Below are 14,892 nucleotides of genomic sequence, written 5' to 3'. Positions count from 1 at the left end.
GATTTCGATGAGCTTGGTGCCCAAGCCATTGAGCAGTGCATACACCAGCACTACGTGAAACGCTATGACCAGCCCTATGCCCAGGAACTTCTTGCCCGGCTCTTGCTGGCGATCTGAAAAATCCATTAATACTCCTCCAACCCCACAAGGTCTACTATTGACTCACGTCAAAACGGTTCAAACAAAAACAATTATAAATACGCTATGCGGTCAGTAGTTTCCTACACAGAACGCACCGGTTTTTCTTAAGCAAAATAGAGACCAGAATTTCAATCCGTTATTCAGCTTTAACTACCGCAGCAACGACGATCAATTCTGCAATCGCAAATTCGCATTTAATCCAAGCGGATTACCGAGATCTGAATATATCCGAGCATCGGTTGCTCAAAACATTACACATTTACACGAATCAATTTATCAGACTGCGAAGTAAAAAAACCAACTTCGTGTAAATATTTTTGTCCAAAGTAACTTGATGTAAATAAACTTATATTCTACAGAAAAATATGTAAATTTATCTGCCAAATTTTTCCGAAGGCGCATAAAACCATTTCTCGCCATCAACTGTCAATAGCTAGCAAATAGTATTCCACAGAAAAACAACAACGATTATTCTGCCAAAAAAAGAAAAATAAAGGAAATGCATTAATTTGTGCCTTGCAGCATAAAATTAGTGCATGCCCCCCTCTATGAAAAACTTTCATAAAATTATTCGTTACTGAATACTCAGGACTGAATAAAATTTACTTTCAATAGAAATATCGACTGAAATCCCACAAAAGTTGCGCCAATTTTTCTTTGTTTTTTAATGCATGACAGCAAAAATTTTTTATCATCTGTCACTTAAACCGTGATCACGTCCTATAAATGCGCAAAATCGCACCATTTAAGTGCAATCAAAAGCAATAAAAATTTTCTTCCTATCTCCTTATTTCCAGAAACTTAAGATAAGGTTACGGCGCACTACTAAGAAATTCCTCCGCCTTTTCATCAGATTAACAAATGACTGCATCAGGTGGCCGGAATCAGTGCCACTGAGGTTGGTCATATCTGGAAGTTGGAGACATTGCTATATGAATTTTAAGTTCGCAAAAAACAAATCTGCAGGATTCGCCCTTCTTCGCAAATACAAACGAATTTGCACCATCGGTAGTTTTTTCCTTGTCACTTTGTGCTGTGGAATAAGTATGGCAACTCCGGCTGGCAAAGACGACGGCTTTGCTGATCCGACAAAAGTCCTAAGAACAATTTTTCCAGTTGCGGAAACCGGGTTCGATCCCGCTGCAACGCGCGACTTATATTCCAATACAATTAACGTCGTTGTCTTCGAGCGCCTATTCAGCTACGACTATCTCGCCAGCCCAGCTAGAGTCGTTCCTGAGACTGCTGCAGAATTACCAGAAGTCTCTGCGGATGGAAAAAACTACACGATACGCCTCAAGAAAGGCATTTACTTCACTCCCGATGACGCGTTCAAAGGAAAAAAACGTGAACTGACGGTGGAAGATTATGTTTACTCTTTCAAGCGCTTAATGGATCCGAAAATCGCATCAAGCCACCGCTGGTTGCTGGAAGATAAGATTATTGGTCTGGATGCTTATGCCGCCAAAGCGAAGAAAACCGGAAAATTCGACTACGACGTCAAAATTCCGGGACTGGAAATCGTCGATAAGTACACCTTACGTATACATCTCAGCCGCCCTGATTTCAATTTACCGATGATTTTATCGTATGCCGCGATGTCGGCAGTCGCACGGGAAGTCATAGAAAAATATCAGGACTTACAGGGCTTGGCGATGGCGAATCCAGTCGGCACCGGCCCTTATAAGTTAACAGAGTGGGTACGTGGATCGAAAATGGTACTGGAAGCAAATCCAGACTATCGTCCCGTCTATTGGGATTATGCCGCCAGCGCAGATCCAGCGGACCAGCAGATTGTTAAGGCGATGAAAGGCAAACGCATGCCGCAAATCGGCAAAGTCATCGTCAACGTCATCCTCGAAGATCAGTCTCGCTTGCTAGCGTTTCAAAAAGACGAAGTCGACTTATTTCAGCTTTACGGCGGACTCGCCCCGCAAGTCATGAAAAACGGCAAGCTGAAACCGGAATTCGAAAAAAAGGGCGTACAGCTCTCACGCATTATCGATCCTGAGCTAACGATTTATTACTGGAATATGCAAGACCCTGTCTGGGGTGGCCTGAGTAAAGAAAAAGTCGCACTGCGCCGTGCGGTCGCCATGGCGCATAAAGTCGAGGATGAAATCCGGATTGTCGATAACGGTGAAGCGGTTCCGCTTGAATTTCCCATTCCTCCCAGCGTGGTTGGACATGATCCAAAATACCGCAGCAGCATTCAATACAACCCGGCGGCGGCAAACGCGCTGCTTGATCAGTTCGGCTACAAAAAAGGAAAAGACGGCTACCGCACCCTGCCAGATGGCCAGCCACTGGAAATCACCTATACGGCGCAAACCGAATCACGCGGCAAATTACAGGCAGAAGTCTGGAAAAAAACTTACGACAGCGTCGGCATTCGTATGAAAGTGGATTTCCGTCCTTTTGCTGAAATTCTAAAAGCAGAAAAGCAATGCCAGTTGACACAACGTATTTCGCCGTGGATTGCCGATTATCCCGACGGCGACAATTTTATGCAGCTGTTTTACAGCAAGAATATTCATATGAATAACAATGGCTGCGTTGCGATTCCTGAATACGACAAACTGTATGAAGCATCGCAAAAATTGCCTGCGGGCGAAGAACGTGACGCGCTGTATCACAAAATGGCGCGGGTAATGGAAGTCTATTCGGCGCAAAGAATCGGTTATGCACGCTATCGCAATATGCTTTCGCAAGCGCGGGTGATGGGCTATAAAAAACACGCCGTCATGCTGATCGAGTGGAAGTATATCGACATCGATAAAAACAAGTAATGCACCATCTTCTTCCGATTTACCAGGACATCTCATGACCGCTTATATCTTGCGCCGCTTGTGGCAAATGGCACCCACCATGCTGGGTGTGATTCTGCTGGTATTTTTTCTGTTTAACTGGGTCGGCGGCGATCCGGCCTACCTGCTGGCAGGCAAAATGTCTAACGTCGAACAAATTGCGAATATCCGCACCCAGCTTGGCATAGACCAGCCTTACTATGTTCAGCTTTGGATTTTTATCAAGCAGATTCTGACCTTTAATTTCGGCAATAGCTGGAGTACCGGTGAAGCGGTATCGTCGATTATCGGCAGCCGTCTCGGTCCGTCATTGACGGTGCTGATTCCACTGACGATCTTGGAAACACTGATCGCCATTGCGCTCGCGCTGGCCATTGCATTTAAACGCGGCTCGCTGACTGACCGTACTGTCATGATTGCGTGCACGGTAGGTATGTCCATCAGCATTCTGGTGTACATCATCGTCGGCCAGTATTTCTTCGCGTATCAGTTAAGTCTGTTTCCGGTGCAAGGATGGGGTAACAGCTTTGGCGAAAATTTATTCAAATATTCCGCCCTGCCGATTCTGATTGCGCTGGTCGTTGGTGTCGCGCCGAATCTGCGCTTATTCCGCAGTTTTGTTCTCGACGAAGTGAATCAGGATTATGTACGCACAGCGCGCGCCAAGGGCGTGCCTGAACGGCGCGTGAAATGGGTACACGTACTGCGCAATGCCTCCATTCCTATCATCACACATGTGATGTCGAACTTACCTGCCCTGCTGATCGGTGCATTTTTGATTGAACGCTTTTTCTCGATTCCGGGCATAGGCCGCGAAGTGATACTGGCGGTCGAACGCAGCGACTTTCCTGTCATCAAAGCAATTACCGTTTATGTCGCCGCAGCCACCATGATATTTAACCTATTGACTGATCTGCTGTACCAGGCGGTTGATCCACGCGTGCAGTTGAAATAAGGATCGCACAAGATGACTATGCAACCACACACCTCACCGGGATTATGGACGCTCGCATGGCGTCGCTTGCGTGCCGACAAAATTGCCATGGTTTCTCTGGCGATCGTCACGGCATTTTTGCTGATGCTCATCCTGTCCGCCAGCGGCATGATTGCCGCCGACTGGGAACAAGAAACAGGCGTCACTTACGCACCGCCACACTTTATCGGCGCGGATGCGCCACCAGAAAAAATGGATGCTGCTCAGTCAGCTCAGGCAAACACAGCAGAAAATCCGCTCGATCCTTTGAAAGATGTCTTGCGCGAATTGCGTCAAAAGACTTCCGCCCAAACTGAGTCACTGGATTTTTATGGCATCAGTGATCCGCTGGCAAAAGAGATGGCCGACATCAATGCCGCACTGGCAAAGTCTGGCAAAGCCATCGTCGCAGAACGTGCAAGCACCCTCCCTTTTGGTGCCGACAAATGGGGGCATGACATTATCAAGAAAACGATTAAAGGCGCAGAAACCTCGATTGTGGTAGGTCTGGTTGCCGCAGTACTGGCGACATTGCTGGGCACTTTATTCGGCGCATTTGCCGGTTATTTCGGTGGTCGCACCGATGATTTCTTTAACTGGTTTTACAGCATCTTCACGTCTATCCCTTACTTGCTGCTGGTGCTGTCCGTCGCCGCGGTTTTGCAGCAAAAAGGCGTTTCCACCATCATCCTGATTCTGGCCTTCACCGGCTGGACTGGCCCGTTCCGGCTGATGCGTGCCGAATACATGAAGCACAAAGCGCGTGAATACGTGTGGGCCGCCGATGCCATCGGCGCGACGCATTTCCGCAAGATGTTCATTCATATTTTCCCGAATGTCAGCCACGTCGCGCTGGTGCAGGTATCAATACTGGTAGTCGGCTTCATCAAATCAGAAGTGATACTGAGCTTCCTCGGCTTCGGCGTTCCGGTCGGCACCGTGTCGTGGGGCAGCATGCTGAACGAAGCCCAGAATGAACTGATCCTTGGTAAATGGTGGCAACTAGTGGCGGCGACCACCGCCATGGCGGTGCTGGTGACGGCATTTTCTATGTTCACCGACGCCCTGCGCGATGCGCTTGATCCTAAGCTGAAATAAGGAAGCACCATGACTCACTCTACTTCTCCATTACTTCAGGTCGATAATTTACGCGTTTCTTTTCGCATCAATAAAAAAGACAGTGTTGAAACCGTCAAAGGCGTGTCCTTCACGATTCCGCATAACGCTACAGTCGCATTGGTAGGTGAATCGGGCAGCGGCAAATCGGTCAGCTCACTGGCCGTGATGGGCTTGCTGCCACAGGACACCTCCAGCATTGCACCTGACAGCAAAATTCTGTTTGAAGGCCGCTGCCTGCTGGAACTCAGCACAGAACAACGGCGCGAGCTGTGCGGCAAAGACATCTCCATGATTTTTCAGGAGCCGATGACGTCCCTGAATCCGGTCTTCACGGTCGGCTTTCAGATTGCCGAAGTCCTGCGTCTGCACATGGGCATGAATGCCAAACAGGCACGTGCCAGAGCAATTGCGCTGCTGGAAGAAGTCGGTATTCCAGACCCGCAATCGAAGGTGGATGCGTATCCCAGCCAGATGTCCGGTGGTCAGCAACAACGCGTGATGATCGCAATGGCGATTGCCTGCGAGCCGAAATTACTGATCGCCGATGAACCAACCACTGCGCTGGATGTGACGATACAAAAGCAAATCATCGATCTGATTGATGCCCTGCGTGTGAAACACAAAATGTCGGTGCTGTTCATTACGCACGACCTGGCACTGGTCGGTGAAATTGCCGATCATGTCATCGTCATGCAGCATGGCGTGATCCGCGAAGCCGGCACGGTGCAACAGATTTTCGAGCAACCGAAAGACACTTACACACAGGCGCTGCTGCATTGCCGCCCTTCGCTTGATACCCGCCCGTGGCGCTTGCCCGTTATCGCCGATTTCATCCATCATCAAGGTGCCCTGCCCGCGCAGAATGAAAGACAGCGCGGCATTCGCGGCGATGAAGAAATCATCCTCGAAGTCAATCATCTGGGGAAAAGTTTTTTTACCCGCGATGGTTTTTTCGGCAAAAAAGAATTCAAAGCGGTCGAGAATGTTTCCTTCAAACTCGCCCGTGGTAAAACGCTGGGCGTGGTCGGCGAATCAGGTTCCGGCAAAACCACAGTGGGCTTAACGCTGATGCGCCTGCATCAGGCCACCAGCGGACAAGCGATGTTTGACGGCAAAGATATCCTGTCGATGACGGACAAAGCGTTTTTACCGTACAAGCGCCGGATCCAGATCATCTTCCAGAACCCTTACGCGTCGCTCAATCCACGTTTCACCATTGGCCAGATCCTGATGGAGCCTATGCTGATACACCAGATCGGTGCCAGCAATAATGAAAGAGTGGCGATGGCAATGCAGTTACTCGATAAGGTCGGCTTACCTGCCGCCGCTTTCCATCGTTATCCGCATGAGTTTTCCGGCGGCCAGCGCCAGCGGATTGCAATTGCGCGCTGCCTGACGATGAAACCGGAAGTGCTGATCTGCGATGAATCGGTATCAGCCCTCGATGTCTCGGTGCAGGCGCAGGTGCTCAATCTGCTGCAGGATTTGCAGGAAGAATTCGGCCTATCTTATATCTTCATTTCGCATGATCTGGCGGTCGTTAAATACATCGCCGATCAGGTCATGGTAATGAATAAAGGCAAAGTGGTTGAACTGGCGAATTCGGATGAGCTTTATCTGCATCCGCAACAACCATATACCCAAACTCTGTTGCAAGCGATACCGCGCGGGCTGCAAGCAGCGCATGTTAACGGCGGCATCTGAGCAGACGATGAAGTAATGGTGCCGGGCGAATCTGGCCCGGCCCTCTGCAAATAATCTTTTTCGGGGAGTATGTTTAAAAACAGCTGAATAGTCCGAATAAACATTGGGCATTAAAAATATACTGGGGGGAGTATATTTAGAGTAAAAATACCAGTTGATCACGCTTATTTTTCTGTGCACATCAGCTGTGAGAAACGAAATCGAGGTATGCATGTTAGGCGAAGTTAAGCCAGTCTTTCGCAATAAAGAAGCATGGATACGGGATGTTGCGATCGCGATCAGAAACAAAGGCCGCCCGCCGGTGCAGCATTAAAACATCCGGGCTTGCACTTGTCCCCGACTGATCGTCCAGCTGCCATCATTTGATTGAAAGTTAGTATTTGCCCGATTTGCGCGAAGCATCTACAATTCCGACCTGTTGTTGCCACCCCGCTATCCGGAAAGCAACGAAAACCGGCTTAATAAGAAGCTGGTGAAAGTAATCAGTAAAGGAAAATTTTTAAAAACCTGCTTGAAAGTAAAACAGGCTTTTAAAAATGACCGAAAACCACATCGTAATATTGATGCGGCCTTTCAAGGCATTTTCGGCTAACAGCCGCATCCGCATTACGACAATACCTGGAGTCAACATGGCATTTCTGCAAGGCAAAAAAATTCTGATCACCGGCTTACTGTCGAATCGCTCTATCGCTTACGGCATCGCACAGGCATGCAAACGCGAAGGTGCTGAACTCGCATTTACCTATGTCGGCGATCGTTTTAAAGACAGAATTACCGAATTCGCAGCAGAATTTGACAGCAAACTGATTTTCGATTGCGACGTCTCCAGCGACGAACAAATCGACGCTACCTTCAAAGATCTGGCGCAGCACTGGGATCGTCTTGATGGCCTGGTTCATGCGATCGGCTTTGCCCCACGCGAAGCGATTGCCGGTGAATTCCTCGACGGCTTTTCACGCGAAGCTTTCCGCATTGCACATGACATCTCTGCCTACAGTTTCCCGGCCATGGCAAAAGCGGCCCTGCCTCTGTTACGCGAAGATTCTGCCTTGCTGACGCTGTCTTACCTCGGCGCGATTCGTGCGATCCCACATTACAACACGATGGGTCTGGCCAAAGCATCGCTGGAAGCATCTGTACGTTACCTCGCAGAAGACCTCGGCAAAAAAGGCATACGCGTCAATGGTATTTCTGCTGGTCCGATCAAAACACTGGCAGCATCTGGCATCAAAGACTTCGGTAAACTGCTGGGCTTCGTGGCTGACCATGCACCACTGCGTCGCAATGTGACTATCGAAGATGTCGGCAATACCGCAGCATTCCTGTTGTCGAATCTGGCCAACGGCATCACCGGCGAAATCACTTATGTTGACGGTGGCTTCTCGCATGTGATGGGTCTGAATGCCGATTCTTACAACCATTAAGAAGCGCTACATACTGGCATTTAAAAAGGTGCACTGGCTGCACCTTTTTTATCGCCTGTCGTATTGTCGTACGCCATCAATTTCAACAAGAATCTCGTGATCGTTTTGCAATCGATTACACTTGGACAAAATCAACGCAGCACCACCCTTCGTCATACGCCACGAATTCACTCAACACTATGCGCGCCGTTTTTCAGCTCCCCACAAAACTGACTCAGCAACTGATCGTCCTGATGATTTGTCTGATCGGCCTTGCCAGCAGCAATCATGTATGGGCAGAGAATGACGGATGCCATTCCGCATGGCTGGCCTGGTCGAATTTCAAACAAACATTTGTCACCGCCGATGGTCGCGTAATCGATCACAGCGGCAGTATCAAACCGACTGTTTCCGAAGCCCAGGCTTATGCACTGTTCTTCGCTCTGATCGCCAACGACAGGGAAAGTTTTGACACACTCCTGCGCTGGACCGAAAATAATCTCGCCTACGGTGATCTGACCGCCCACCTACCCGCCTGGCAATGGGGCAAACGTGCCGATGAAACTTGGGGCATCATTGATAAAAATGCGGCATCCGACGCCGATCTATGGATCGCCTACACGCTTGGCCTCGCGGGCGATGCCTGGAATGAAAAGCGCTACACGGCGCTCTCAAAATTACTTGCGCAACGCATCCTGAACGAAGAAACGGCGGACATCCCCAAACTGGGCTTGACGCTGTTACCAGCACCAACAGGATTTGCGTTAGCAGATAAGTCCTGGAAGCTCAATGCCAGTTACCTGCCCATCCAACTTTTACGCTGGTTTGACAGCACAGATAAAGATCCACGCTGGAAGCAACTGCTGGCTTCATCCATGCAGATCATTCTTGGTTCGTCACCAAAAGGGTATACCGCAGACTGGATATTGTTTCATCCCGAAAAAGGCTTCACCGCTGATATTAACGGCGCAGAAAAAGGCGATGGCGGTTACAACGCCATCCGTGTGTACTTATGGGCCGGAATGATGAACGAGCACGACCCTGATCGCGCCACCTTAATCAAGGCATTGTCACCAATGGCAAAACTAACCGAGATGAAAGGCTATCCACCGGAATTCGTCAACGTCATGACCGGCGAAGTGAAAAGCCCGGGCTCATCCGGATTTTCTGTCGCGCTGATACCCTTCCTGCAGGCCGGCAAAGCAAGTAAAGCGCTGCAACAGCAGGAATTGCGATTGGAAGCACAAGCCATCAAGGCCGATGCGTATTACGATCAGGTCTTATCCTTATTCGCCCTCGGCTGGCGCGAAAAGCGTTATGCATTTTCTGCAAAAGGAAAAGCAGAAATGGCCTGGCAGAAGAGCTGCAAAAAAATCAGATAAGCCTCCCGCACGCGATGCAACTCGCCCTTTCAGCTAAGACAGGCCGCTGCAATTGTTAAAAACTGGTGCTTATTTTCGTAAAATCATGTATCATTTCGTTTTTGCACTGCAATAAAACGCAGAAAAGAAAACTGTAGCATCGCAAGCCTGTGCATCTCCGTACCGGAGTTAGCATGTAAAAGCCCTCCCGCCCTGCATGTCTGGTTACACCAAAGACATCATCCTGGCGCAAAGCTTTTGTGCCGAAATCTCATTGTCGTCCGTTGTTGGATTCTCTGTGTTTATTTCGTTTGGTTGGCGCTGCATTTTTGCGCGCGTTAGTTTCTCATCGCGCTAAATTTTTACGAAAGTATTCCATGAGTTTTGAAGCACTAGGCCTCCACGCCAACCTGATCCGCGCCCTGACAGATTCCGGCTACACCAAGCCAACACCAGTACAGGAACAAGCCGTTCCCGCAGCGATCAATGGACGTGACCTGATGGTCTCTTCCCAGACCGGCTCCGGCAAAACTGCGGCATTCATGCTGCCAGCCTTGCATAAATTAATTTCCGCTGAAGTCGTTACTTACGACAACAGCAAAACACCAAATCAGGAACGTCAATCCGCCCGCTCACGTGGCGACCGTCCTCGTTTCGTCGCAGCAAAACCAAAAATGCTGGTATTGACTCCAACACGCGAACTCGCGTTGCAAGTCACAACCGCAACCGACAAATACAGCGCCTATTCACGCCGTATCAAAGCCGTATCGATTCTGGGTGGCATGCCTTACCCAAAACAGATGCAGTTGTTGTCGCGCAATCCTGAAATTCTGGTCGCGACTCCAGGTCGTCTGATCGACCATATGGATTCCGGCAAAATCGACTTCTCTGAATTGCAAATGCTGGTACTCGATGAAGCAGATCGTATGCTGGACATGGGCTTCATTGATGACATCGAAAAAATCGTTGCCGCGACACCAGCCACACGTCAAACCATGCTGTTCTCTGCGACGCTTGATGGCGTTGTCGGCAACATGGCAAAACGCATCACGACAGATCCTATGGTGATTCAGATTGCAGGCTCTGCCAGCAAACATGAAAACATCCAGCAAAAAGTTCACTTCGTGGATGATCTGTCCCATAAAAACCGTATGCTCGACCATTTGTTGCGCGACGAATCCATGGATCAGGCCGTAGTATTTACTGCGACTAAACGTGATGCAGATACGATTGCAGATCGCCTGAATATCGCTGGCTTTGCCGCTGCTGCACTGCATGGCGACATGCATCAGGGCGCGCGTAACCGCACGCTGGACGGTTTGCGTCGTGGTCAGATCCGCGTATTGGTCGCAACTGATGTTGCTGCCCGTGGTATCGACGTACCAGGCATCACCCACGTATTCAATTACGACTTACCTAAATTCCCTGAAGATTACGTACACCGCATTGGCCGTACGGGTCGCGCAGGTCGTAAAGGTCTGGCAGTATCGCTGGTCAATCACGCAGAAGGTATGCATGTCAAACGCATCGAGCGCTTCACCAAACAATTGATCCCGGTCGATGTGATCGAAGGTTTTGAACCGAAGAAAACAGCATCTGCACCGCGCTCTGCCGCGCGCAAACCAGGTGGCTGGAAGCCAGGCGACAACCGCAAACCAGGCGGTGGCGGCTTTGGTAACAGCAAACCAGGTCAACGCTCATTCAGCAAACCAGCTGGTGCAGGCACAGGCGCTGCGCCACGTAAAGAAGGCAGCGGCGGCTATAAAGGCAATCGTTCCAGCGAAGGTGGCGCACGTCGTTCATTTGGCGACTATTAATCGTCTGCTGGACGAAGCTGAACAACGGACGGTGCGGCTTCATTCTGCTGCATAGTACGTCGATATAGCTTTTGCCAGATAAGCAATATCACAAAAAAGCGATCACTACGGTGGTCGCTTTTTTTATACTGATGTCCCCGGCGTATAATCATCAGCTTGATGAACGCACTCTCCTGATGATCTATGACCACCAACATTGAACCTGCTGTTCGCCTGACATCGTTTTCCCATGGTGGCGGTTGTGGCTGCAAAATCGCTCCCGGCGTCCTCGCTGAAATTCTCAAAAAATCCAGTGGCTTTCCAGTGCCGCCTGCTTTAATGGTCGGCATAGAAACGGCCGATGATGCTGCGGTGTATAAACTCAATGACGAGCAGGCGTTGATCGCCACCACCGACTTTTTTATGCCCATCGTCGATGATCCATTCGATTTCGGGCGCATCGCCGCCACCAATGCTATTTCCGATGTCTATGCCATGGGTGGCACGCCCATCATGGCGCTGGCACTGGTAGGCATGCCAGTCAATCAACTGCCGCTTGATGTCATAGGAAAAATCATTCAGGGCGGAGAATCCATTTGCGCCGAAGCCGGCATTCCGATTGCAGGTGGCCATACGATAGATTCGGTTGAGCCGATTTATGGTCTGGTCGTCATGGGCCTGATACATCCCTCAAAAGTGAAACGCAATGCGGATGCCAAAGCTGGCGATAAGCTTATCCTTGGTAAACCTCTTGGCGTGGGCATCTTGTCTGCCGCGCTCAAAAAACAAGCGCTGGATGACGCAGGTTACGCCAGCATGATCAACAGCACGACCAAGCTGAATCGCCCGGGACAACAGCTATCCCAACTCGACGATGTGCATGCGATGACAGATGTCACCGGCTTCGGTCTGCTCGGGCATTTATTGGAAGTCTGCCGCGGTGCCAATGTCACCGCCAGACTCAGCATGCAGGACATTCCTTTGCTGGACAAAGTAGAGCAGCTCGCAACGGAGGGTTTTATCACTGGCGCCTCCGCCAGAAACTGGGCAGCCTACGGAAATGAGGTCAGACTGAATGCCGGTATCAGCGCTGCGCAACAGGCATTGCTGACCGATCCGCAGACATCCGGCGGATTATTAGTTTCCTGTGATGCGTCAGCAACAGACGCTGTTTTAACGATTTTCCGTGAAGGTGGCTTCTTTGAAGCGGCCGTCATTGGTGATATTGTTGCAGGCTTACCTGCAGTTGAAGTTAACCCCTGATTTTTTTGAATAGCCCGAAGATATGAATCAATTAGAACAACTGAAGCAATATACGACTGTCGTTGCCGATACCGGCGATTTTCAGGCAATCAAGGCCTACACACCGCGCGATGCCACTACTAATCCATCGCTGATTCTGAAGGCTGTTCAAAAAGCAGAATATAAACACTTGCTGGAAAAAGCAGTCAAAGATACTGCGGGCAAATCCATCGATGAGACGATCGATCATCTGCTGATCGCTTTCGGTTTGCAAATTCTGAACGAAATTCCTGGTCGTGTTTCAACTGAAACCGATGCCCGCCTCTCTTTTGACACCGAAGCAACCGTCGCTAAAGGCCGCCAGTTGATCGCGATGTATGAAGCCGCTGGCGTATCACGCGAACGCATACTGATTAAAATTGCCTCGACCTGGGAAGGCATACGCGCCGCAGAAATACTCGAAAAAGAAGGCATCCGTTGCAATATGACCCTGCTGTTTTCACTGGCACAAGCGATTGCCTGTGCAGAAGCTGGCGCGCAACTGATTTCACCATTTGTCGGGCGTATCTACGACTGGTACAAAGCAAAAACCGGTCAGGAAATTTTTGGTGCCGATGATCCGGGTGTGTTATCCGTCAAAAAAATCTACACCTACTATCGCAAATTTGGCTACAAAACCGAAGTCATGGGTGCCAGCTTCCGCAACACCTCGCAAATTCTCGAACTGGCGGGTTGCGACTTATTGACGATCAGCCCGGATTTACTGCAAAAGCTTGCTGATACCAACTCAGTAATCACACAAAAGCTGAGCGCAGAAGTGGCGGCCTCTTCTGATCTGGAAAAAATCAGCATGAATGAAAAAATATTCCGTTTCCAACTTAACGAAGATGCGATGGCAACCGAAAAACTGGCGGAAGGCATACGTGCATTCTGCGCAGATACGGTGAAGCTGGAACAAATGATTGCAGCACTAAAATAAGTGTCACTGAACACGTCAGCGTATTCAATCGTATTGCACGCACAACGGCTGCACGATTGCTGAACAATTGCGGTAGCGCTGTTGTTCATTTTTGATCTACAGCACAGCAACAAAACCATCGCAGGGATAGAATTTTCTATCCCTGTTTTTATATCGACATCCGTATGAAAAAAGTCATTGATCTGACAAGCTGGAACCGACGCGAACACTTCGCTTTCTTTTCCCAATGCGACGAACCATTTCACGGCATCGTCGCCAATATAGACTGTGACGCCGCCTATCACTATTGCAAGCAAACCAAAACGTCTTTCTTTCTGTTTTATCTGCAACGCGTTTTACAGGCAATTAACGATACTGAAGCAATGCGCTATCGCATCGAAAATGGTCTGGTCGTTGAATATGCACGGATACACGCGAACGCCACTATTAGCCGCGTAGATAACACCTTTGGCTTCTGCCCGATACCGTTTCACGAGGATTTCGCTGTATTTTCAACAGATGCGAACAGTGCGATGGACAAAGTAAAAAATGACACAGGTCTGTGCTTTACAGATGAATGCAAACGCAATGATGCCATTCATTTTTCTGCGATGCCGTGGATTAATTTTACAGGTATCACGCATGCACGCCGTCATGATGGCATGGATAGCGTACCGAAAATATCAGCAGGAAAATGTCATATGGAAAATGGAAAAATGCAGTTACCTGTCGCCAGCTTCGTTCATCACGGACTGGTTGATGCTTACCACATCCATCAATTTCTGAGCCGGTTGCAAAAGGGCATGAGCGAACTACCAGAAGCATAATTCAGGCATGCCCCACAGCCTATATTCCATGCGGGCTGGCAAGGCACAAACCAGCCCCCACCAACACCAGCGTCAACACTGCAGCATAGAATAGTTTGAAGGTGAAATACCCTCAAGCCCCGCCAGACAAGACCAGATCAACGCCGCGATTGGCTAACTGATCAGCGCGTTCATTGCCGGGATGACCGGTATGTCCACGTACCCAGCGCCATTCAATCTGATGCGTCAACTGTGCCGCATCAAGTTCCTGCCAGAGATCGACATTCTTGACCGGGGCCTTAGATGCCGTTTTCCAGCCTTTGGCTTTCCAGCCGGTGATCCACTCAGTAATCCCCTTCAGTACATACTGGCTATCGGTATGCAAAACGATATGACATGGTCGCTTCAGTGCACCCAGCGCGCGGATCACCGCCATCAACTCCATGCGATTATTGGTGGTTTCCCGTTCGCCGCCGAATAACTCTTTTTCTTTCGTTCCTGCAACCAACAAAGCGCCCCAACCACCGACACCAGGATTGCCCTTACAAGCACCATCTGTATAAATTTCTATCTTATCCATAT

General features: G+C 49.4%; 11 protein-coding genes. 10 read left to right on the top strand and 1 reads right to left on the bottom strand.

Going from position 1 to position 14,892, the window contains the following annotated elements; genetic code table 11:
* Positions 1–1,187 precede the first annotated feature (1,187 nt).
* The 10 genes from H8K29_RS13985 (at position 1,188) to H8K29_RS13940 (ending at position 14,331) form a co-directional block, all read left to right on the top strand.
* Positions 1,188–2,930, top strand: coding sequence for an ABC transporter substrate-binding protein (locus tag H8K29_RS13985; RefSeq protein ID WP_222611487.1), 1,743 nt, complete (start codon positions 1,188–1,190; stop codon positions 2,928–2,930).
* Between the two features lie 34 nt (positions 2,931–2,964).
* The gene (locus H8K29_RS13980) at positions 2,965–3,903 is read left to right on the top strand and encodes an ABC transporter permease (RefSeq protein WP_186898060.1); all 939 of its coding nucleotides are present in this window, start codon (positions 2,965–2,967) and stop codon (positions 3,901–3,903) included.
* Between the two features lie 12 nt (positions 3,904–3,915).
* The gene (locus H8K29_RS13975; RefSeq protein WP_186898059.1) at positions 3,916–5,019 is read left to right on the top strand and encodes an ABC transporter permease; all 1,104 of its coding nucleotides are present in this window, start codon (positions 3,916–3,918) and stop codon (positions 5,017–5,019) included.
* A gap of 9 nt (positions 5,020–5,028) precedes the next feature.
* Entirely contained in the window at positions 5,029–6,744 is a 1,716-nt protein-coding gene (locus H8K29_RS13970; protein WP_186898058.1) for an ABC transporter ATP-binding protein, read from the top strand.
* A 629-nt stretch (positions 6,745–7,373) separates the two neighbouring features.
* Positions 7,374–8,168: an enoyl-ACP reductase FabI gene (gene fabI, locus H8K29_RS13965; protein ID WP_186898057.1), complete on the top strand. Its 795-nt coding sequence runs from the start codon at positions 7,374–7,376 to the stop codon at positions 8,166–8,168.
* 179 nt (positions 8,169–8,347) lie between these two features.
* Positions 8,348–9,529, top strand: coding sequence for a cellulose synthase complex periplasmic endoglucanase BcsZ (bcsZ, locus tag H8K29_RS13960; RefSeq protein WP_255423381.1), 1,182 nt, complete (start codon positions 8,348–8,350; stop codon positions 9,527–9,529).
* 356 nt (positions 9,530–9,885) lie between these two features.
* Positions 9,886–11,325, top strand: a complete 1,440-nt coding sequence (locus H8K29_RS13955; RefSeq protein WP_186898056.1) for a DEAD/DEAH box helicase — start codon at positions 9,886–9,888, stop codon at positions 11,323–11,325.
* A gap of 183 nt (positions 11,326–11,508) precedes the next feature.
* Complete coding sequence (gene selD, locus H8K29_RS13950; protein ID WP_186898055.1) at positions 11,509–12,567, top strand: selenide, water dikinase SelD; 1,059 nt, start codon at positions 11,509–11,511, stop codon at positions 12,565–12,567.
* Between the two features lie 22 nt (positions 12,568–12,589).
* Positions 12,590–13,525 (top strand): transaldolase, encoded by a 936-nt coding sequence (gene tal / locus H8K29_RS13945; RefSeq protein ID WP_186898054.1) that lies wholly within the window; start codon positions 12,590–12,592, stop codon positions 13,523–13,525.
* 164 nt (positions 13,526–13,689) lie between these two features.
* Positions 13,690–14,331 (top strand): CatA-like O-acetyltransferase, encoded by a 642-nt coding sequence (locus H8K29_RS13940; RefSeq protein ID WP_186898053.1) that lies wholly within the window; start codon positions 13,690–13,692, stop codon positions 14,329–14,331.
* Positions 14,332–14,443: 112 nt separating this feature from the next.
* Here H8K29_RS13940 and rnhA read toward each other — a convergent pair whose 3' ends face one another.
* Positions 14,444–14,890, bottom strand: coding sequence for a ribonuclease HI (gene rnhA / locus H8K29_RS13935; protein WP_186885265.1), 447 nt, complete (start codon positions 14,888–14,890; stop codon positions 14,444–14,446).
* Positions 14,891–14,892 lie beyond the last annotated feature (2 nt).

This window comes from Undibacterium sp. CY21W (assembly GCF_014284265.1).
In the GTDB taxonomy this organism is placed as follows: Bacteria; Pseudomonadota; Gammaproteobacteria; order Burkholderiales; family Burkholderiaceae_D; genus Undibacterium; species Undibacterium aquatile.
This window is presented reverse-complemented; position numbering and strand designations above follow the sequence as displayed.